Origin of the sequence: Streptomyces sp. NPDC057253 (assembly GCF_042669125.1) — a bacterium.
Classification (GTDB): domain Bacteria; phylum Actinomycetota; class Actinomycetes; order Streptomycetales; family Streptomycetaceae; genus Streptomyces.
Map to the genome: position 1 here is coordinate 1 of NZ_JBHUXV010000118.1, position 20,047 is coordinate 20,047.

General features: G+C 71.7%; 22 protein-coding genes. 12 read left to right on the plus strand and 10 right to left on the minus strand.

The genetic code is table 11. The features are described from left to right. Nucleotides 1–297 precede the first annotated feature (297 nt). Both ACFULQ_RS39565 and ACFULQ_RS39570 read left to right on the plus strand, forming a co-directional pair. Nucleotides 298–1,356: a fatty acid desaturase family protein gene (locus ACFULQ_RS39565; protein WP_383553889.1), complete on the plus strand. Its 1,059-nt coding sequence runs from the start codon at nt 298–300 to the stop codon at nt 1,354–1,356. A 174-nt stretch (nt 1,357–1,530) separates the two neighbouring features. After that, nucleotides 1,531–1,713: a hypothetical protein gene (locus ACFULQ_RS39570; protein ID WP_383553891.1), complete on the plus strand. Its 183-nt coding sequence runs from the start codon at nt 1,531–1,533 to the stop codon at nt 1,711–1,713. A 52-nt stretch (nt 1,714–1,765) separates the two neighbouring features. Here ACFULQ_RS39570 and ACFULQ_RS39575 read toward each other — a convergent pair whose 3' ends face one another. Next, complete coding sequence (locus ACFULQ_RS39575; RefSeq protein ID WP_383553893.1) at nt 1,766–2,743, minus strand: hypothetical protein; 978 nt, start codon at nt 2,741–2,743, stop codon at nt 1,766–1,768. A gap of 135 nt (nt 2,744–2,878) precedes the next feature. Further along, nucleotides 2,879–3,175: a hypothetical protein gene (locus tag ACFULQ_RS39580; protein WP_383553896.1), complete on the minus strand. Its 297-nt coding sequence runs from the start codon at nt 3,173–3,175 to the stop codon at nt 2,879–2,881. 255 nt (nt 3,176–3,430) lie between these two features. Between ACFULQ_RS39580 and ACFULQ_RS39585 the strand changes: the two genes are divergently transcribed. Next, on the plus strand, nt 3,431–4,789 hold the full coding sequence (locus ACFULQ_RS39585) for an NAD(P)/FAD-dependent oxidoreductase (RefSeq protein WP_383553949.1): 1,359 nt from the start codon (nt 3,431–3,433) through the stop codon (nt 4,787–4,789). An 82-nt stretch (nt 4,790–4,871) separates the two neighbouring features. Here the strand turns inward: ACFULQ_RS39585 and ACFULQ_RS39590 are convergent, their stop codons facing one another. Together ACFULQ_RS39590 and ACFULQ_RS39595 are read right to left on the minus strand one after the other, a co-directional pair. Next, nucleotides 4,872–5,291: a VOC family protein gene (locus tag ACFULQ_RS39590; RefSeq protein ID WP_383553952.1), complete on the minus strand. Its 420-nt coding sequence runs from the start codon at nt 5,289–5,291 to the stop codon at nt 4,872–4,874. A gap of 142 nt (nt 5,292–5,433) precedes the next feature. After that, complete coding sequence (locus ACFULQ_RS39595; RefSeq protein WP_383553899.1) at nt 5,434–5,991, minus strand: PadR family transcriptional regulator; 558 nt, start codon at nt 5,989–5,991, stop codon at nt 5,434–5,436. A 107-nt stretch (nt 5,992–6,098) separates the two neighbouring features. On the opposite strand from ACFULQ_RS39595, the gene ACFULQ_RS39600 reads away from it, so the two are divergent. After that, nucleotides 6,099–6,854: an alpha/beta fold hydrolase gene (locus ACFULQ_RS39600; RefSeq protein ID WP_383553901.1), complete on the plus strand. Its 756-nt coding sequence runs from the start codon at nt 6,099–6,101 to the stop codon at nt 6,852–6,854. A gap of 122 nt (nt 6,855–6,976) precedes the next feature. Here ACFULQ_RS39600 and ACFULQ_RS39605 read toward each other — a convergent pair whose 3' ends face one another. Further along, nucleotides 6,977–7,576 carry a class I SAM-dependent methyltransferase gene (locus ACFULQ_RS39605; RefSeq protein ID WP_383553904.1) on the minus strand — a complete coding sequence of 200 codons (600 nt, stop codon included), beginning with the start codon at nt 7,574–7,576 and terminating at the stop codon, nt 6,977–6,979. Between the two features lie 152 nt (nt 7,577–7,728). Here ACFULQ_RS39605 and ACFULQ_RS39610 point away from each other — a divergent pair, with 152 nt between their 5' ends. The 5 genes from ACFULQ_RS39610 (at nt 7,729) to ACFULQ_RS39630 (ending at nt 12,752) form a co-directional block, all read left to right on the plus strand. Beyond that, a complete protein-coding gene (locus tag ACFULQ_RS39610; RefSeq protein WP_383553907.1) occupies nt 7,729–8,502 on the plus strand; it encodes an MHYT domain-containing protein in 774 nt (257 codons plus the stop codon). 83 nt (nt 8,503–8,585) lie between these two features. After that, entirely contained in the window at nt 8,586–11,111 is a 2,526-nt protein-coding gene (locus tag ACFULQ_RS39615; RefSeq protein ID WP_383553910.1) for a nitrate- and nitrite sensing domain-containing protein, read from the plus strand. Further along, entirely contained in the window at nt 11,108–11,581 is a 474-nt protein-coding gene (locus ACFULQ_RS39620) for a roadblock/LC7 domain-containing protein (protein WP_383553912.1), read from the plus strand. Before ACFULQ_RS39615 ends, ACFULQ_RS39620 begins: the two co-directional genes overlap by 4 nt. 22 nt (nt 11,582–11,603) lie before the next feature. Continuing rightward, a complete protein-coding gene (locus tag ACFULQ_RS39625) occupies nt 11,604–12,017 on the plus strand; it encodes a DUF742 domain-containing protein (RefSeq protein ID WP_383553915.1) in 414 nt (137 codons plus the stop codon). Nucleotides 12,018–12,146: 129 nt separating this feature from the next. Then, on the plus strand, nt 12,147–12,752 hold the full coding sequence (locus ACFULQ_RS39630; RefSeq protein WP_383553917.1) for an ATP/GTP-binding protein: 606 nt from the start codon (nt 12,147–12,149) through the stop codon (nt 12,750–12,752). Between the two features lie 12 nt (nt 12,753–12,764). Here ACFULQ_RS39630 and ACFULQ_RS39635 read toward each other — a convergent pair whose 3' ends face one another. Further along, entirely contained in the window at nt 12,765–13,193 is a 429-nt protein-coding gene (locus ACFULQ_RS39635) for a PPOX class F420-dependent oxidoreductase (RefSeq protein WP_383553919.1), read from the minus strand. A 96-nt stretch (nt 13,194–13,289) separates the two neighbouring features. On the opposite strand from ACFULQ_RS39635, the gene ACFULQ_RS39640 reads away from it, so the two are divergent. Both ACFULQ_RS39640 and ACFULQ_RS39645 read left to right on the plus strand, forming a co-directional pair. Then, on the plus strand, nt 13,290–13,703 hold the full coding sequence (locus ACFULQ_RS39640; protein WP_383553921.1) for a roadblock/LC7 domain-containing protein: 414 nt from the start codon (nt 13,290–13,292) through the stop codon (nt 13,701–13,703). A 124-nt stretch (nt 13,704–13,827) separates the two neighbouring features. Beyond that, on the plus strand, nt 13,828–14,709 hold the full coding sequence (locus ACFULQ_RS39645; protein WP_383553924.1) for a DUF6397 family protein: 882 nt from the start codon (nt 13,828–13,830) through the stop codon (nt 14,707–14,709). 34 nt (nt 14,710–14,743) lie between these two features. Here the strand turns inward: ACFULQ_RS39645 and ACFULQ_RS39650 are convergent, their stop codons facing one another. Then, on the minus strand, nt 14,744–15,610 hold the full coding sequence (locus tag ACFULQ_RS39650; RefSeq protein WP_356457966.1) for an acyl-CoA thioesterase II: 867 nt from the start codon (nt 15,608–15,610) through the stop codon (nt 14,744–14,746). Between the two features lie 73 nt (nt 15,611–15,683). Further along, nucleotides 15,684–18,197, minus strand: coding sequence for a DUF3516 domain-containing protein (locus ACFULQ_RS39655; protein WP_383553927.1), 2,514 nt, complete (start codon nt 18,195–18,197; stop codon nt 15,684–15,686). A gap of 145 nt (nt 18,198–18,342) precedes the next feature. Between ACFULQ_RS39655 and ACFULQ_RS39660 the strand changes: the two genes are divergently transcribed. Continuing rightward, entirely contained in the window at nt 18,343–19,137 is a 795-nt protein-coding gene (locus ACFULQ_RS39660) for a metal-dependent hydrolase (protein WP_123987573.1), read from the plus strand. Nucleotides 19,138–19,199: 62 nt separating this feature from the next. Here the strand turns inward: ACFULQ_RS39660 and ACFULQ_RS39665 are convergent, their stop codons facing one another. Both ACFULQ_RS39665 and ACFULQ_RS39670 read right to left on the minus strand, forming a co-directional pair. Then, on the minus strand, nt 19,200–19,460 hold the full coding sequence (locus ACFULQ_RS39665) for a type B 50S ribosomal protein L31 (RefSeq protein WP_383553930.1): 261 nt from the start codon (nt 19,458–19,460) through the stop codon (nt 19,200–19,202). A 33-nt stretch (nt 19,461–19,493) separates the two neighbouring features. Beyond that, nucleotides 19,494–19,964: a DUF5709 domain-containing protein gene (locus tag ACFULQ_RS39670; RefSeq protein ID WP_383553933.1), complete on the minus strand. Its 471-nt coding sequence runs from the start codon at nt 19,962–19,964 to the stop codon at nt 19,494–19,496. Between the last annotated feature and the right edge of the window lie 83 nt (nt 19,965–20,047).

The following is a 20,047-nucleotide window of genomic DNA, read 5'->3' on the forward strand; positions in this document are numbered from 1 at the left end:
GCACAACAGGAGGTCAGTTCGGAGATCTCGGACGGTGATGCCGCGGGGTACCTCTGAGCAGAGATCGCGGTACTCCTCAAACTTGACTACTTCGACGGAGTGGTCGAGGGTACATCACCTATCGCCTCCAACGGACAGTGCTCCGGCTCACATCGGCGCCGGGGTGTTGTCAGCCCCCCGCTGTCCCCGGTGCTGGCCCCCGTAGGCGCACGGGGGGTTGTCGGATGGTCGCAAGAGGTCACCGGTTCGTACGTTTCCTCAGGTCGGAACGTTTCCTGAGAGAGCCGGAGTCCGGACATGCCGCAGAGCACCGCAACCGTCGTGCCCCACCCGCGCGGTCCGTCCGGCTCCCCGCCCGGGGGAAGCGAGTTCGCGCCACTCCTGCGCGCCGTGAAGAGCCGGGGCCTCCTGGAGCGCCGCCACGGCTGGTACGCCCGCACCATCACCGTCAACGCACTCGTCCTGGCCGGTCTCGTCACGGCCGTCGCCCTGTCCGGCGACTCCTGGCGAACCCTGCTGCTGGCCCCGCTCCTCGCCGTCTTCTCCGCGCGCACCGCCTTCGTCGGCCACGACGCGGGCCACGCCCAGATCACCGGCGACAAGGCGGCCGGCCGGGTCATCGGCCTCATCCACGGCAACCTGCTCCTGGGCATGAGCTACTCGTGGTGGAACCACAAGCACAACCGCCACCACGCCAACCCCAACCACATCGACAAGGACCCCGACGTCGCCGCGGACGTCCTCGTCTTCACGGGCGAACAGGCGAAGGGACGGACGGGCTTCAGGCGATGGCTCACCCGCCACCAGGCCTGGCTCTTCTTCCCCCTCACCCTCCTCGAAGGCGTCGCCCTGAAGATCCAGGGCTTCAGGGATCTGCGCCGCCAGACGCCGGGGGAGCGTGCCGTCGAAGGCGCCCTCCTGGTGAGCCATGTCGCCGCCTACGCCACGCTGCTGCTGACCACGATGTCCCCCGGCAAGGCGCTGGCCTTCGCGGCGATCCACCAGGCGCTGTTCGGACTCCACCTCGGAATGTCCTTCGCGCCCAACCACAAGGGCATGGAGATGCCGGACCCGGACGGCGAGTCGTGGGGTCATCTGCGCCGCCAGGTGCTCACCTCGCGCAACATCCGTGGCGGCGCCGTCACCGACTGGTTCCTCGGCGGCCTCAACTACCAGGTGGAACACCACCTCTTCCCCAGCATGCCCCGGCCGCATCTCCGCCTCGCGCAGCCCCTCGTGCGCGCGCACTGCCGGGATCTGGGTATCCCCTACACCGAGACCGGCCTCGTGGACTCCTACCGGCAGGCGCTGAGCCACATGCACGACGTGGGGGAGCCGCTGCGGGGAGACCAATAGGCGTCACCGGGGGTGGGAGGAGGCGCCGCGGGTGGACCATGAGGGGGCACGAGTCCGGGGGCGTCTCAGGGGGTGGTCTCAGGGATGTCTCAGGGTCGTGGTGCGGAACTGGCGGAAGCGCGGACCCGTTTTTCTGGACAGAGAGCGGCAACGGCCGCGAAGGAGGCGACGCACATGTCGAAGAACGCGAAGATCGCCGCAGGGGGTGCGGCGGTCGGGCTGCTCCTGTTGATCTGGCTGCCCTGGTGGGCCGCACTCCTGATCGTGCTGGGAGTCCCGGCCGCCGCATACCTCACCCTGGACCCCTCGCAGCGGCGCAGGCTGCGCCGCGTCACCCGCAAGGAGCTCGGCCGCTGACCCGGCGCACCGGCCGGGAGCGGTACCGGCCCGGCCGGTGCGGAGCGGCGGCTCAGCTGGGGCGTACGGCCATCTTGTCGAGCGCTGCCAGCAGTCCTGGCAGCTCCGGGCCCCGGCCCACCGGCAGGACCTCCCCGGGCTCGTCGTCGAGCAGCACGAACGCGATGTCGTCGGTCCTGGCCACCAGGGACCACCCGGGGCCGTCGGCACGCAGCATCCGGGAGTCGCCGGACGCGAACGAGGACCGGACCCGCCCGAGGGGTGGCGGCGAGTCCACGTAGGCGCGGGCCTCGGCGAGCACACGCCGGACACCGCCGTGACCTTTGCGTGCCGCCTTCCCGACTTCACCCGAGGCGTCCGTACCCGCGGCCGTGCCCGTCGAGGAGTCGCCCTCCGAGGCCTCCTTGGCCGCGGCGGGGCGGCTGGAGGGGACGCCGTCCGAGGTGTCCTGGTCCGCGGCCCTGTCGTCGGCGGTCTTCGTGTCCCCGGATTTCCCGTCCCCGGCCGAGCCGCCGTTCGGGCTGGGAAACGCCGAGTCGTCGATCTGCTCACGCCACATGGCCCACTGGAGCGCGATCTCGTCGGCGCCCAGGCGCCGCTGGGCCGAGCCCCAGGTGGTGGTGTCCGGCGGCGCCAGCATGGGGCCGTCGGCGGCCTCGGGGTCCGGGTCGTGCGGCGCCGGAACACCGGGCGCGGCGACGGCGACGGCGAGGGGCCAGCCGGGCAGCGCGGCCACCACGGTGTGCTCCTCGGGCGACAGGTCGTACTCCATGCCGCAGTCCCAGGAGGCGATCGCCACGGCGACCAGGGAGACGTCGTCGACGACGACCGTCCACCGGGCGCCGCCGCCGTCCTGGCCGATCACCAGGCCGTACCCGTCGGCCAGCGGCGCCAGGCCGAGCGCCGCGCAGGCCTCCGGATAGTCGTCGCCCAGCACGCTCGGGAACTTCGCCGGCGTCAGCAGCACCGCCGTCAGCACATAGAGCGCGTCGTCCGCGGCGGCGACGGCGTCCTCGTCCGTCCCGGCCATCCCAGCCTCCCCATCGGTAAGTCCAACGGCGCGCACCCTAGTGCGCGGGGAAGGCGCTTGTCACGACTGGCCAGAACACCCGGAGCTGCTGTTTTCCGGCTGGACGGGGCGAATCGACCCTCCCTCGGCGGCCGATCAGACAGCCGGCAGTCCGAGGAGCGCACGCGCCACGGCGCCCGGCGACTCGTCGCGCTCCCGGGCGAGGGCGATGACCGCCCGGCACGCGAGCTCGTTGACCCCGAACGACAGCGCTTCCGGCGACACCCAGGCCGAGGTCTCCTCGATCCGGTCCTGGTCGTCCTCCGCGCACGCCGAGACGTACGCGGCGGCGGCCTCGAACAGGTTGTGCGTACGCGTCTCGCGGCCGGTCCGTTCCTCGGTGCGCATGGCGTTGACGACTCTGGTGCCGGACTTACGGATCCTGCCCCACATGGTCACCACCTTCCCCCTGAGTGACGTGGTCCTTGCGAACGTTCGTCTTCTGCCACTCAACGTAAGGTCCGAGCGTCGGCGGCAGAAGAGGGACGTGGCGTCCACAAGGCCGGAAAGCGGTCAACCCGCTGTGCGGGGCGGGATACTTGTGGTTTCTCAGGACGTGGCGAACAAGGGGGCGGATCGGTGAACTCGGCCGGACAGACGGGGCGTTGGAGTGCAGGCGGCGGTCGGCGTGAACGGCACGCGGTCGTGGTGGGCGGCAGCCTCGCGGGGCTCCTCGCGGCGCACGCCCTGGCCGGGCACGCCGACCGGGTGACCGTCGTCGAGCGCGATCGGCTCCCGGACGGCCCGAAGCCCCGTCCCGGCGTCCCGCAGGGCCGGCATCCGCATGTCCTGCTGAAGGGCGGACAGACGGCCCTGGAATCGCTGCTGCCCGGCTTTCTGACCGAGTTGCGGGAGGCGGGCGCCCCCAGGGTGGGCATGCCGTCGGACATGGTGATGTGGCAGAACGGCCGCTGGTTCCGCCGGATGCCGGCCACCACGCACATCTACACGGGCTCCCGCGCACAACTGGAGGAGCTGGTACGGCGGCGGGTCCTCGCCGACCCCGCGATCAGCGTGCTGGACGGCACCGACGTCGTCGGGCTCCTCGGCGACGCCTCACGCGTGCGAGGAGTACGGCTGCGCGAGCGCTCCGGCGACGCCCACGCGCCGTCGCGGTCCCTGGAGGCCGACCTCGTCGTGGACGCCTCCGGCAGCGGCACCAGGGCACCGCAGTGGCTCACGGCGATCGGCGCGGAGGTCCCGCAGGAGGAGACCATCGACACCGGACTCGCCTACGCCTCCCGTGTCTACCGCGGCCCGAGCGGTGTCCTCGACGGCGAGACCCTCGGCTACTACGTCTACCCCGGCCCCGACCAGGTCCACGGGGGCGGTGCGCTGCCGCTGGAGGACGGCACCCACCTGGTGATCGTCTCGGGGCTGCGCGGCGACGAACCGCCCACCGGTGACGACGAGTTCGTGACCTACACCAAGAGGCTGGCGCATCCGCTCCTGGACCGGTGGCTGGAGGACGCCGAGCCCCTCTCCCCGGCGTTCGGGTTCCGGCGGACCGCCAATGTCCGCCGCCGCTACGACCGGCCCGGCCGTCCGGCGGGCTTCCTCGCCACCGGCGACGCCCTGTGCACCTTCAACCCGATCTACGGCCAGGGCATGGCCGTGGCCGCGATGAGCGCGGTCGCCCTGCGCGACGCCCTGGCCGACCCGCGCCGGACACCCACGACCCGGCGTGTGCAGCAGGCGATCCTCGCCGCGTCCCGGCAGGCGTGGGACATCTCCGCGGGCGCCGACCGCAAGATGCCGGGCGCGACCGGTACCGCACTCGACGGAGGGCCCGCGGACCAGGTCGCCGGCTGGTACCTGCGCCGGGTCCAGGAGCGGTCCCCGGGCGACCCCGTCGTCGGGCGCGCCTTCCGTGCCGTACTGACCCTCTCCGCCCCTGTCAGCGCCCTCTTCGCCCCGCCCGTGGCCCGGGCCGTTCTCTTCCGTCCGATCGGACCGACACCGGCCGAGCCGCCGGCGGCGCCGGAGGAGCCCGGATCGCGAGCGTGACGATCCCAGCGCTCGCGGACCGGCGACGGACTGCCGGGCGCCACCACCCGTCCGCGCATCCGCGAGGGCGGTCGGCGTCCGGTCAACCGGCGGTGGCCAGGCGGCGCTGGAGCTCCTCCTGGGAGACGTCCTCGACGTGGGTCAGAAAGACCCACAGGTGCCCCGAGGGGTCCTTGAGGATGACGGTGCGGTCACCGTGGAACATGTCCTTCGGCGGCTGGAGGATCTCGGCCCCGGCGGCCTCCGCGCGCTCCGCCAGGCTGTCCACGTCCGGCACGAAGACATGCAGCGCGACGGAGGTGCCGCCTCCGAGCGAGGCGGGCGCGGCGAAGGCGCCGGCCTCCGCCTCCTCCACGCTGGCGTCGCCCAGCATCAGGACCGACTGTCCGATGGTGATCTCGGCGTGCAGGATCCCGCCGCCCGGGGCGTCGACCCTGAAGTCCTCACGCGCGCCGAACGCCCGCTGGTAGAAATCGATCGCCGCGGCGGCGTCGTCGACCATGATGTGCGGGATCACGGCGTAGCGGTAGCGGTCGGGGGTCTCGACACGGTCTGCGTGCTCGGTCACGGCGAACCTCCAGAAAGGCGCCGCGGGTCGGTCCCACGGCCCTGGAAGGAACGTAGAAGCTCAAGTTCGATTGAGGTCAAGCACCGATGTCACCCGGCGCCGGTCCGGACGAGTCGTCGAGTGCCGTGATCGTCTCCCTCAGCCAGCCGAGTTCGGCCCGGGACGTGGCACGCGCGATGAGCAGTACCCCGCGGCGGAAGGGGTCGTCCAACTCCTCGGCGCTCAGTGGCCGGTCCCCCTCGTAGAAGAAGCTGGCGGGCTCCTCCAGGAAGGCGAGCCGGCGTCGCAGTACGGCCGCCTGCGCGCCGGCGTCGTCCAAGTGCCGGAGGAAGGCGAGGACCGTGAACCACCGGTTCTCGTCGGTGATGTCACGCCTGCTCGGTTCGGCGAGCCGCCGCCGCAGTTCCCGCCGGCCCTCGTCGGTGAGCGTGAGGACGTGGCGGGGCGCGGCCACGGCACCGGGTTCCGTCGCGCGCCCCAGCAGCCCCGCCGTCTCCAGTCGCTTGATCGCCGGGTACAGCGTGCTCTCGGCGACCGGCCGCACGTGCCCCGCCAGCGCGGTGATGCGTTTGCGCAGCTCATAGCCGTGCAGCGAGGTGTCGTAGAGGAATCCGAGGATGGCCAGTTCCAGCATGCGCGCATTCTGCCGCACCGGCGTTGTACCTCTCCAATGGTGTACATCCTGTTCGCAATACATCGGAGGCGATGTATTGTCCTGGAGGGCACACGAGGGAGGGCACCATGAAGCAGGCCGAGTTCGACGGCAAGGGAAGCCGCATCCGCTGGACCGAGACGCCCGGCGAGGAACCGGCACGCGTGTACGTGCACGGGCTGGGGGCGGCCTCGGCCGTCTACCACGCCCACATCGCCGCCCGGCCCGAACTCGCTGGGCGGCGCAGCCTGTTCGTCGACCTGCCCGGGCACGGGGTCAGCGACCGTCCCGAGCAGTTCGGGTACACGCTGGAGGACCACGCCGACGCCCTGGCGGTCGTCCTGGACGCGGCGGGCCTGACCGGTGCCGAGCTGATCGCGCACAGCATGGGCGGGTCGGTCGCGCTCGTCCTCGCCCACCGCAGGCCCGAGCTCGTCTCCCGGCTGGTCCTGACGGAGGCCAACCTCGACCCGTCGCCCCCGTCCTCGGCGGGCAGCACCTGGATCGACGCCTATGAGGAGGACGACTTCGTCGCGGGCGCCCACACGCGCGTGCTCGACAAGGCCGGCCCCCTGTGGGCGGCGACCATGCGGCTGGCCGACCCGCGCGCCCTGCACCGCAGCGCGGCCGGGCTCAGGCGTGGATCGGTGCCCATGATGCGCGCGATCCTCGAAGCGCTGCCCGTCGAGCGTGTGTACCTCCAGGGCGAACTCACCGGCGAACTCGAGGGACGCGAGGGCCTGGAGGCGGCGGGCGTGCGCGTGCTGACCGTGCCGGGCGCCGGCCACAACGTCATGTTCGACAACCCCGACGCCTTCGTGGCCGCGGTCGCCGGGACGGGGTGAGCCCCGGTCCGTCTATGCGGAGCGGCCGAGGACGCGTGAGCCCCGGTCCGTCTACGCGGAGCGGCCGAGGACGCGTGAGCCCGGTCAGTCTCCGTGGACGGACCCAGGACGCGTGCGCGTGGTCAGTCCTCGCGGACGGCCAGGGCCAGGAACCGGGCGTCCTCGTCGGCGTACGAGGTCATCCGCCACCCCGAACCGGTCAGCAGTGGGCGGAGATTGGGCTCCGCGCGCAGGTCCTCGGGGGTGATCTGCCGGCCCTGGCGTGCGACGAGGGCCGCCCTGCCGATCGGGTGGAACAGGGCCAGGACGCCACCGGGCCGCACCACGCGGGCCAACTCGCGCAGATTCTCGGCGGGCCTGGGCAGATGCGAGATCAGGCCCGCACCGAACACGGCGTCGAGCGACCGGGAGCGCAACGGCAGCGCGGTCACGTCGGCGAGCAGCAAACGCCCGTCCCGGTCCCTCCCGGCCCGTACGGCGGCCTCCAGCATGGCCGGGGTCAGATCGGCTCCCACGACCACTCCGGAGGCCCCCACGGCCGCGCGCAGGGGCGGCAGCGCCCGTCCGGTGCCGCAGCCCGCGTCGAGCACCCGGTCGCCCTCGCGCAGGCCGAGTTCGGCGACCGCGGCGGCGTAGGCAGGACCGTCGTCCGGGAACCTGCTGTCCCAGTCGGCGGCACGGGCCGAGAAGAACTCCTGGACATGTGTGTGGTCGTCGCTCATGGTCCGCATGATCCCTCACCGACACGGATGAATCCCCGGCGTGCACGTTCGGGCGTGACGCGATCGTTCAGGTGCGTCTCCGCGTCATATTGCAACACCTTTCGAAATGCGCCCTCTTTGTGCGCCCCTGACCCCACTAGCGTCCCTTGGCCATGGGACACCTGGACCACGCAGCCCTGGGCTGGCTGACGCCCACGCTCTCGTACGTGATGGCCTGTATCGGCGCCGCGCTCGGCCTGCGCTGCACCGTCCGCGCGCTCGGAGCGACCGGACGTTCGCGCCGCAACTGGCTGATCACCGCCGCCTCGGCCATCGGCACCGGCATCTGGACCATGCACTTCGTGGCCATGCTCGGCTTCAGCGTCAGCGGCACCGACATCCGCTACGACGTACCCCTGACCATCGCGAGCCTGCTGGTCGCCATGGTCGTCGTCTCCGCGGGCGTCTTCGCGGTCGGCTACAGCCGTGACCGGATCCGCGCGCTCCTCCTGGGCGGACTCACCACCGGCCTGGGCGTGGCGAGCATGCACTACCTGGGCATGGCGGCCGTACGACTGCACGGCGCCATCGACTACGACCCGATGCTCGTCGGCCTGTCGGTCCTCATCGCCGTGGTCGCGGCGACAGCGGCCCTGTGGGCGGCGCTCAACATTAAGTCGCCGGTCGCCGTCACCATCGCCTCGCTCATCATGGGGGCCGCGGTCAGCAGCATGCACTACACCGGGATGTTCGCGGTGAGTGTGCGGGTCTCGCCCTCCGGGGCCATGCTGCCCGGAGCCACGGCGATGCAGTTCATCTTCCCGCTCGCCGTCGGCCTCGGCTCCTATCTCTTCCTGACATCGGCCTTCGTCGCGCTGTCGCCCACGACGGGCGAGCGCGAGGCCACCGCCTCGGCCCAGCGCGCGGTCGAGAGCGTCCCCTCATAGCCGCGGCGTCCCCTCCTGGCGGCGGATCCGAGCCCCGGACGGCCCCGACGAGACGCCCCGAACCACTCCCGAGCGAGGAGGCCATGCGTACACCGCGTAGGACCCCCACAGCCGGCGCCGAGCCGCCGCCCACGACACCCGCGCGCGGCCGCCGCGCCCACGCCGGCCCGCCGGCCGACGAAGTGCCCGACGACACCGCGGGACCGCTACCGGAGGACATACCCGCGCGCGCGGGACACTGGCGGATGCGCCCGCGCACGGTCCGCGCCAAGATCGTCTGCCTGCTGATGGTGCCCGTCGTCTCGCTGCTCGCCCTGTGGGCGTACGCGACCGTCAGCACCGCCCAGGACGTCTCCCGGCTGCGGCAGTTGCAGCGCGTGGACGACACGGTGCGGGCGCCCGTCGCCGACGCCGTGACCGCGCTCCAGGCGGAGCGGGCCGCCGCGGTGCGTCATGCGACCGACCCGTCCGCGGCGCGGAGCGACGACCTCCGCAAACTCGCCGCACGCACCGACCAGGCGGTGGCCCGGCTGCGACTCGGTGACCACAACACCGTCGCCGACGGCGAGGAACTGCCCGCCGGTGTCGCCCAGCGACTCGAGGCCTTCGTGACCGGAGTCGAGCAACTGCGCACCCTGCGCACCGCCGTGCTGGACCGCAGCGCCGGATGGGACGAGACGTACGGCCGCTACACCAGGACCATCGCCGGTGCCTTCGCGGTGGACGGTGCCCTCACCGGCATCCAGGACGCCGAACTGGGCTCCGACGCGCGCGTCCTCCTGGAGTTCTCCCGCGCGGGCGAGTCGCTGGCCCAGGAGGACGTCGTCCTGGCGAGCGCGCGTCTGTCCGGCGTCCTCGCAGGGGAGCGGCTGCGGCTGTTCACCGGGGCCGTCGACACCCGCCGAGCCCTCACCGAGAGCGCCGTCGCCGATCTGCGCGGCTCCGACCGCACCGCCTGGCAGAAGGTCGCCGGCAGCGGTGCCTACGCCACCGTGACCGCCGCCGAGGACCGGATCCTCGCCGCCGCGCCCGGCGTGCGCGCCGTCGAGTCGACGCCGGAGTCCACCTGGCAGGCGGCACACACACGCGTGCAGAAAGGCATGCGGGGCGTCGAGGAGACGGCGGGAAGCGGAGTCGCCCACCGCGCCGACCCGTTCACCCGGGGCCTGCTCACCCCGGCGGGCGCCGCCGTCCTGCTCGGACTCGTCGCCGTCGCCGCGTCCCTCGTCATCTCCGTGCGCATCGGACGCGGCCTCGTCGTCGAACTCGTGAGCCTGCGCAACAGCGCCCTGGAGATCGCCCGCCGCAAGCTCCCCGAGGCCATGGGCAGGCTGCGCGCCGGCGACGAGATCGACATCCGGTCCGAGGCCCCGCCCGGGCCACCCGCGGAGGACGAGACCGGCCAGGTCGCCGAGGCGCTCGCCACCGTCCACCGTGCCGCCCTGCGGGCCGCGGTGGAGCGCGCCGAACTCGCCAGCGGCATCTCCGGCGTCTTCGTCAACCTCGCCCGCCGCAGCCAGGTCCTCGTCCACCGCCAGCTGAGCCTGCTCGACAGCATGGAGCGCCGCTCCGACGACCCCAACGAACTGAGCGACCTCTTCCGGCTCGACCACCTCACCACCCGTATGCGCCGCCACGCGGAGAGCCTGATCATCCTCTCCGGCGCCGCCCCCGGCCGTGCCTGGCGCATGCCGGTGTCGCTGACCAACGTGGTGCGCGCGGCCGTGTCCGAGGTCGAGGACTACGCGCGCGTGGAGGTACGTCAGCTGCCCGACGCCTCCGTCGTGGGCGCGGCGGTCGCCGACCTCACCCATCTGCTGGCCGAGGTCATCGAGAACGCCGCCCAGTTCTCGCCGCCCCACACGCATGTGCGGGTCACCGGCGAACCCGTCGGCAACGGCTACGCCATCGAGGTCGAGGACCGCGGCCTCGGCATGGGCAAGGAGACGCTCGCCGAGGCCAACCGCCGCATCGAACAGTCCGAGGCGCTCGACCTGTTCGACAGCGACCGGCTCGGACTGTTCGTGGTCAGCAGGCTCGCGGCCCGCCACGGCATCAAGGTGCACCTGCGCACCTCGCCGTACGGCGGTACCACCGCGGTCGTCCTGCTGCCCACGGCGCTGCTGCACATCAAGGCGGAGGAACGTTCACCCGCCCAGGCCGCCGACCGGGAACGGTTCACGGAACGCGAGTACGCGCGCGTGTCCGCGGAACGGGACCCGGAGTCCGTCCCGGCCTCCGCCGAGCGGCCCGCCCTGGTGGCTCCCCGCGTGGCCGCGGCCGACCGGGGAACGGCCGACACACCGCCCCCCGGAGTGACCGCCCTGCGCCTGCACCGGCCGCCCGACGAGCCCGAGGAGTCCGACGACCTCCCCCGCCGGGTGCGCCAGGCGAACCTCGCTCCACAACTGCGCGAGCAGCAGCGCTCGGAGGAACCGCCCGCGGCGGCGGCCCGCCGGGACGACGACGGCCGTACGCCCGAGGTCGTACGGGATCGGATGGCCGCGTACCGGGACGGCTGGGCGCGTGGGGGCGGCAGGCAGCCCGGGCGCGGTGCCACCCCAGATTCCCCAGCGGGCAGAGACAGCAGCGAAGGAGACCGAGGATGATCCAGGACCCGAGCATGAGGGCCGACATGGGAGTCCCCCCGCGCGAGCGAAGCCGGGAGTGGACCAGGTCCGGCGAACTCGACTGGCTGCTGGACGACCTGGTGCTGCGCGTGAGCGAGGTACGGCATGCCGTGGTGCTCTCCAACGACGGCCTCGCCGTGGGGTCCTCCACGGACCTGCGCCGGGAGGATGCGGAACACCTCGCTGCCGTCTCCTCCGGCTTCCACAGCCTGGCGAAGGGCGCCGGCCGGCACTTCGGGGCCGGCGGGGTGCGCCAGACCATGGTCGAGATGGACGACGGCTTCCTGTTCGTGGCCGCCGCGGGAGACGGCTCCTGTCTCGCCGTCCTCACCGCCGTGACCGCGGACATAGGACTCGTCGCCTACGAGATGGCACGGCTGGTCAAGCGGGTCGGCGAGCACCTCTACACGCCGCCGCGCGTGGGCGCGCGGCCGCCCGCCGCCGGATGAGAGGGAAGGGCGGTCGGCACGCATGACCGAGGACATGGCGGGCGCTCCGCACGAGCAGGGCAGCCAGTGGTACGACGGCGAGGCCGGGCCTCTCGTCCGCCCCTACGCGATGACGGGCGGACGCACCAAACCCGGCCCCACCGGGGTGCGTTTCGACCTGATCGCCCTCGTCACCCTGGACACGGGCGCGCCCGGCCCGGGCGAGGACACCGCGCTCGGACCGGAACACCGGGCCCTGATCGACCTGTGCCGCACCGAGACCCAGTCCGTGGCGGAGCTCGCCGCCGGCGCCGACCTGCCCGTCGGCGTGGTCAGGGTGCTCCTGGGGGACCTCCTGGAACTGGGCTGCGTCACCGTCAGCCGCCCGGTCCCGCCCGCCCAACTGCCCGATGAACGGATTCTGCGCGAGGTGATCGAAGGGCTTCGGGCGCTGTAGATGAACGTTCAGAACCAGGCAATAAGCGGTCGAACCTCCCGAAGGGGAGCCCCAGTTGTCATGATGCTGATTTCGCGACCCCTTGCCGACGTCGCCGCCCGTTGCCGGCCCTCCCGAGAGAAGTGATCGATGGTCTCCGAGAACTCCGACGCCCAGGGCGGCGATGCGACCGCCCTCGCGCTGAAGATACTGGTCGCCGGCGGGTTCGGCGTGGGCAAGACCACCCTGGTGGGCGCGGTCAGCGAGATCAGGCCGCTGCGCACCGAGGAACTGCTCAGCGAGGCGGGCCAGTGGGTGGACGACACCGACGGCGTGGACCAGAAGGTCACCACCACGGTCGCCATGGACTTCGGGCGCATCACCATCCGCTCCGGCCTGTCCCTCTATCTCTTCGGCACCCCCGGCCAGGACCGCTTCTGGTTCCTGTGGGACGAGTTGTCGCAAGGAGCCCTGGGTGCCGTCGTCCTCGCCGACACCCGGCGCCTGGAGGACTGCTTCCCGGCCGTCGACTACTTCGAGCACCGGCACATCCCGTTCGTCGTGGCCGTCAACTGCTTCGCCGGAGCCCGGACCTACGGCGCCCACGACGTGTCCCGCGCCCTGGACCTCGACCAGGGCACGCCCGTGGTGCTGTGCGACGCACGGGACCGTGACTCGGGGAAGGAAGTGCTGATCCGTCTGGTCGAGTACGCCGGGCGGATGCACACCGCCCGGCTGCTCGACTCGGTGGGCTGACCGCCGCAGACGTCAGTCGGCGACGCGCTTCTGCGCCAGCACCTTGTCGATCCGCACGCGGACGAGGAGTTCCCCGGGGACGCCGTTGCGGGCGGCGAACTCCTCCGCCCGCTCCTCGCCCATGTACCGTGCGCCGATCCGGCCGGCCCAGTGCCCGACCTCGTCGAGCTCCTCCGACAACCGGGCCCGGCCCTGGAGGACCACGAAGTCGAACGGCGGCCGGTCGTCGTCCACGCACAGCGCGATCCGCCCGTCCCGCGCCAGGTTGCGCCCCTTGACGCTGTTCTTCCCGGTGTTGAACACCAGGTCGTCGCCGTCCAGCACGAACCAGATCGGCGCCACGTGCGGGCTCCCGTCGGCCCGCACGGTCGACAGCTTTCCGGTGCGGGTGCCGTGCGAGACGAACTCCCGCCATTCCTCATCGGTCATCTTCTGTGCCATGTCCCCATTCTCCTTGCCCCGTTGACGGTCGTGGGGAAGGCTTGCGGGGGCAGGTCCTCCGGTCAGGAGGAGTCGTCACACGGGGAGACGGGACACATGCCGGAGAAGCAGGGCCTCGGCTGGCTGCTGGACGATCTGACCGAGCGCGTCGACCACGTCCGGCACGCGCTGGTGCTGTCCAACGACGGGCTGGTGACGGGCGCCAGCACGGGACTGCGCCGCGAGGACGCGGAACATCTCGCCGCCGTCTCGTCCGGCCTGCACAGCCTCGCCAAGGGGTCGGGACGCCACTTCGGGGCTGGGCAGGTACGGCAGACGATGATCGAGTTCGACGACGCGGTGCTGTTCGTCACCGCGGCCGGCACCGGCAGCTGTCTGTGCGTGCTCAGCGGCTCGGACGCCGACATCGGCCAGATCGCCTACGAGATGACGCTCCTCGTCAACCGAGTGGGCGAGCACCTCGACGTGGACGTCCGCCAACCCGAGCGGAACTCGGCACCAGACCTCTGACCTGCGTGTTCTTCGGCCCCAGCGGAGTTATCCACAGGCTCGCCACGCGTCTCGCCCCACCGGCTACGGTTTCTGTCACGGCGAGCGCACACAGCGTGAGCGACGACTCCACGGGGGAGCGATCATGTCGAGCAGCACGATCACCCAACTCCAGCGCCACTCCTGCACACCCAGCCGCGCAGCGCGGGAACTGGGCCTCAAGCGAAGCGAGTTCGACCTCGCCGTCCACCTGGGCCAGATCCGCACGGTGCCCGACGAAGGAGGCGGGGGCCGCCGCGTACCCCCTTCGGAGATCGACCGGCTGCGGGCGACCGATGGCTTCCCGGACGCGCTGCGCGCACGCGTACGGCTCGTGGGCACCACCGAGGGCGCGGAGGTCATGGACATCCCCGTCGGCCGGTTCACCCGCCTGGCCCGCCTCGGCCTGATCTCGCCGGTGCGCTTTTACCTCAACCGGTACCGGGCTGTCGTGTGGCGCTATCTCGCCGAAGAACTCGAGGAGTTCACGGCAGTCGGGGAGAACAAGCCGTTGCTGACCGGGCGCATGCCCGAAGGGCTCCGCGACATGCTGGACGAGGGCGTGGACCTGCGTGCCCGCAACTGGCGCGGACGCCACCGGGGATTCCTTCTGCGCCTCGCCGAGGACCCCTGGGAGAGCGCCGGCGTCCTCGCCGCCTTCCTCGACCCCACGCAGATCGCGGAGCTCGTCCCGGACCCCTACGACCGCTCCCACCTGGGCCGTTTCCGGCCGCCGCCGCCCGCCCACGGAGCGCTGGGCTCGCCCGCCGCGCAGCTCATCGAGAAGATCACGACGGCGGACGATCCGGCAGAGATCGCCTGGCTGCGGAGCGAGCTGGTCCATGTCCTCGACGACGCACGGCGGTTCAGGCCCGCGCCACGCCCGGCGGGCCGGCGGACACCTCCCGACCAGCCACCGGGGGACCCGGCGCCGCAGGAACCGCCCCGCGGCGGCCTGCTGGGCTGGCTCCGACGCAGAAGCGCCTGAGCCGACAGCCCCCTGAACGTACTGAGCGCCTGACCTACAGCGCCCGGAACAGCCCCTCCTGGACGACGGACACCAGCAGGCGCCCCTCCAGGTCGTAGATCCGGCCGCGGGCCAGCCCGCGGCCGCCCGTCGCGATCGGCGACTCCTGGTCGTACAGGAACCACTCGTCCGCGCGGAAGGGCCGGTGGAACCACATGGCGTGGTCCAGCGACGCGATGTCGAAGGTCCGAGGCCCCCAGAGGGGTTGCACCGGAAGACGGACGGCGTCCAGGAGGGTCATGTCGCTCGCGTAGGTCAGCGCGCAGGTGTGCACGACCGGGTCGTCGCCGAGCGGTCCGACCGCGCGCATCCACACCGCGCTGCGCGGCTCGGCGTCCTTGACCTCCTCGGCGCTCCAGCGGAGCCGGTCCACGTACCGGATGTCGAAGGGCTGGCGGCGCGCCATCCGCTCCAGATGCTCGGGCAGTTCGCCCATGTGTTCGCGGATCTCGTCGCCGACCCGCGGCAGCGACTCCGGGTCCGGCACCTTGCGGGCGGGCGGCAGCTGGTGCTCGAACGAACCTTCCTCAGGCTTGTGAAAGGAGGCGGTGAGATTGAAGATCGTGCGGCCCTGCTGCACCGCGGTGACCCGGCGGGTGGTGAACGACCGCCCGTCCCGCACCCGCTCGACCTGGTACACGATCGGCACGCCCGGCCGGCCCGGGCGCAGGAAGTACGCGTGCAGTGAGTGCACCGGGCGGTCGCCCTCCGTGGTGCGGGCGGCGGCCACCAGTGCCTGGCCCGCGACCTGGCCGCCGAAGACCCGCTGGAGGGACTCGTGCGGGCTTCGGCCACGGAAGATGTTGACCTCGATCTGCTCCAGGTCGAGCAGGTCGACGAGCCTTTCGGCCGGGTTCGTCATGGGTGGGATTCTCCTTGGCTCACAACTGGCCTGTGGCTCACGAGGCGCCTGTGGCGCACAACGGGCCCGGAACTCACAGCTGGCCGACGTCGGTGACCCGGACGACCGCGCGGCCCTCCGCGTCGGAGGCGGCGAGGTCGATCTCCGCGCTGATGCCCCAGTCGTGGTCGCCGTTCGGGTCGGCGAAGGTCTGCCGGACCCGCCACAGCTTGTTCTGCGGCTCCTCCTCGATCCGCAGCAGCTTCGGGCCGCGGGCGTCGGGACCGGTGCCGAGGTCGTCGTACTCGTCCCAGTACTTGTCCATCGCCTCACCCCATGCGTCGGCGTCCCAGCCGGCCTCGGCGTCCATCTCGCCGAGCTCCTCGACCTGGTCCAGGGCGGCGAGTTCGACGCGGCGGAAGAGGGCGTTGCGGACCAGGACGCGGAAGGCGCGCGCGTTGGTGGTGACCGGCTTGACCTCGTCGGCCCGCTCCTGGGCCTCCTCGGCGGTCATCTCCTCCGGGTTGGCGAGCTGCTCCCACTCGTCCAGGAGGCTGGAGTCGACCTGGCGGACCGTCTCGCCGAGCCACTCGATCAGGTCCTGGAGGTCCTCGGACTTAAGGTCGTCCGGGATGTTGTGGTCGAGCGCCTTGTAGGCGCTGGCGAGGTAGCGCAGGACAATGCCCTCGGTGCGGGCCAGCTCGTAGAAGGAGACCAACTCCGTGAAGGACATGGCCCGTTCGTACATGTCACGGATGACGGACTTCGGGGAGAGCGGGTGGTCGCCGACCCACGGGTGGCTCTTGCGGTACGTGTTGTACGCGTGGAAGAGCAACTCCTCCAGGGGCTTGGGGTACGTGACGTCCTGGAGGCGCTCCATGCGCTCCTCGTACTCGACGCCGTCCGCCTTCATCGCGGCCACCGCTTCGCCCTTCGCCTTGTTCAGCTGGGCGACGAGGATCTGCCGGGGGTCGTCCAGCGTGGACTCCACGACGGACACCATGTCCAGGGCGTAGGACGGCGACTCGGGGTCCAGCAGCTCGAACGCGGCGAGCGCGAAGGTGGACAGCGGCTGGTTGAGCGCGAAGTCCTGCTGGAGGTCCACGGTGAGACGGACGATCCGGCCGCTGGCGTCGGGCTCGTCGAGCTTCTCGACGATGCCGCCGTCCAGGAGCGAGCGGTAGATGGCGATCGCCCGGCGGATGTGCCGCAGCTGCTGCTTGCGGGGCTCGTGGTTGTCCTCCAGAAGGTGCCGCATCGCCTCGAAGGCGTTGCCCGGGCGGGCGATCACCGACAGCAGCATGGTGTGGGTGACCCGGAAGCGGGAGGTCAGCGGCTCCGGCTCGGAGGCGATCAGCTTCTCGAAGGTGCTGTCCGACCAGGCGACGAACCCCTCGGGCGCCTTCTTGCGGACCACCTTGCGGCGCTTCTTCGGGTCGTCGCCGGCCTTGGCGAGCGCCTTCTCGTTCTCGATGACGTGCTCGGGAGCCTGCGCGACGACGAATCCGGCCGTGTCGAACCCGGCCCGGCCCGCGCGGCCGGCGATCTGGTGGAACTCGCGGGCGCGCAGGGTGCGGACGCGGTTGCCGTCGTACTTGGTCAACGCCGTGAACAGCACCGTGCGGATGGGCACGTTGACACCGACGCCGAGGGTGTCGGTGCCGCAGATGACCTTCAGCAGACCGGCCTGGGCGAGCTTCTCCACCAGCCGCCGGTACTTGGGCAGCATGCCGGCGTGATGGACGCCGATGCCGTGGCGGACGTAACGGGAGAGGTTGCGGCCGAACTTGGTGGTGAAGCGGAAGTTGCCGATCAGCTCGGCGATCTGGTCCTTCTCCTCACGCGAGCACATGTTGATGCTCATCAGCGCCTGCGCCCGCTCCACGGCCTGCGCCTGCGTGAAGTGCACGATGTAGACCGGCGCCTGCTTGGTCTCCAGGAGCTCCGTCAGGGTCTCGGTGAGCGGGGTGAGCTTGTACTCGTAGGAGAGCGGGACGGGACGGGTGGCCGAGCGGACCACCGAGGTGGGCCGGCCGGTGCGCCGGGTGAGGTCCTTCTCGAACATCGAGACATCGCCGAGGGTGGCCGACATCAGGACGAACTGCGCCTGCGGGAGCTCCAGGATCGGGATCTGCCAGGCCCAGCCGCGGTCCGCCTCCGCGTAGAAGTGGAACTCGTCCATGACGACCTGGCCGACGTCGGCCTGCTTGCCGTCGCGCAGGGCGATCGACGCGAGCACCTCGGCGGTGCAGCAGATGACGGGCGCGTCGGCGTTGACGGAGGCGTCACCGGTCAGCATGCCGACGTTCTCGGTGCCGAACATCTTGCACAGCTCGAAGAACTTCTCCGAGACGAGCGCCTTGATGGGGGCGGTGTAGAAGGTGACCTCGTCGCGGGCGAGGGCGGCGAAGTGCGCACCCGCCGCGATCATGCTCTTGCCGGAACCGGTGGGCGTCGACACGATCACGTTCGCGCCGGAGACCACCTCGATCAGCGCCTCCTCCTGATGGGGGTAGAGCGTGAGACCCCGCTCCCCGGCCCACGACTCGAAGGCTTCGTAGAGGGCGTCGGGGTCTGCGGTCTGCGGCAGCTGATCGATGAGGGTCACGGACCCATCTTGCCTGGCGTCCTCCCCTATAGGGGAATCGGTTGCCGACAGGAAGATCACGACCAGTACGCTGTGTCGCCGACGGGGCGTCAGCGCAGCCGGTCAACTGGACAGTGGCACACGAGGAATGGGGCGGGCAACGCCGATGATGGGACCAGCACACTCACTGTCGGGCGCCGCGGCCTGGCTGGGCGTAGGAGCGGCTGCCGCCGCCACGGGGCACACCATGCCGTGGCCCGTACTGCTGGCCGGAGCGCTGATCTGCGCGGGTGCGGCGCTCGCCCCCGACCTGGACCACAAGGCGGCCACGATCTCGCGGGCCTTCGGGCCGGTCTCACGGGCGCTGTGCGAGATCGTCGACAAGCTCTCCTACGCCGTCTACAAGGCCACCAAGAAGCAGGGCGACCCGCGTCGCTCCGGCGGGCACCGCACGCTCACGCACACCTGGCTGTGGGCCGTGCTGATCGGTGCGGGCTGCTCGGTGGCGGCGATCACCGGCGGCCGCTGGGCGGTGCTGGCGATCCTCTTCGTGCACATGGTGCTGGCCATCGAGGGCCTGCTGTGGCGGGCCACCCGGGGCTCCAGCGCCGACGTCCTGGTGTGGCTGCTGGCGGCGACCAGCGCGTGGATCATCGCCGGTGTCCTGGACAAGCCCGGCAACGGTTCGGACTGGCTGTTCACCCAGCCCGGCCAGGAGTACCTGTGGCTGGGGCTGCCGGTGGTTCTCGGGGCGCTCGTGCACGACATCGGGGACGCGCTGACCGTGTCGGGCTGCCCGATCCTGTGGCCGATCCCGGTGGGCCGCAAGCGCTGGTACCCGATCGGCCCGCCGAAGGTGATGCGGTTCCGGGCGGGCAGCTGGGTCGAGCTGAAGGTGCTGATGCCGGCGTTCATGCTGCTCGGGGGAGTGGGCTGCGCGGCGGCGCTGAACTTCATCTGAGGCCGGGGCGCGCAGGGGCCGATAAGCCCCGGGGTCCTGTCGCGCCGGGTGCGGCCGGTCGGTCAGCCGCCCTGGCCGGTCCCGCCGCCGTACCGCCGCTCGAAGGCGGCGACGCGCCCCTCCGAGTCGACCGTGCGCGCCTTGCCGGTGTAGAAGGGGTGGCTCTCGGAGGAGATCTCCACGTCCACCACCGGGTAGGTCTCGCCGTCGTCCCACTCGATGGTCTGGTCGCTGGTCGCGGTGGAGCGGGTCAGGAAGGCGTAACCGGCGGAGCGGTCACGGAAGACGACCTCGTGGTAGTCGGGGTGCTTGTCCTGCTGCATGGCGGCTCCTCGTGCGCTGCGGGTGTCGTGCTGTCAGCCGGACAGGGAGTCCTCGTCCACGATGTGCATCGCGGCCTCCTCCGCGGACGCCGCGGCACCGTCGATGCCCACGTCCGTGGCGATCAGTGCGCTCTCCTCGTCCTCGTGCGCCCCTTCGTCGGGGGCCACGAGTCGGCCGGAGCGCATCGCGCCGACCTCGTTGTCCAGGAGCTCGCCGTCGGTGCCGTCGGCGTCGCCGATGTCGTCGCCGTCGTACGGCATGAAGTCGGGGAGCTCCTCGGCGAGCCGTTGCTCCAGCGTCTCGCCCTGCCGGCGTTCCGCGGCGGTCACACCGGTGTGCTCCACCGCCCAGGGTCTGTCCGGCGGGGACCAGCCGCGGTCGAGGGGGTCGTCGACCCCGTCGTCCTCCAGGGTGTCCTCCGCGTCGAGCAGACCCGCGTCGTCCTGGATCTCGGAGCCGTCGGGCTGGTAGACGTCGTCTCCCCATCCGTCGGAGCTGTCCACGGGTACCTCCAGGTGAAGGGGACGGACCCGCGTCTTCCACGGCCCGCGACGAGCCACGGACCCACGGGGCACTTGCCGCGCCC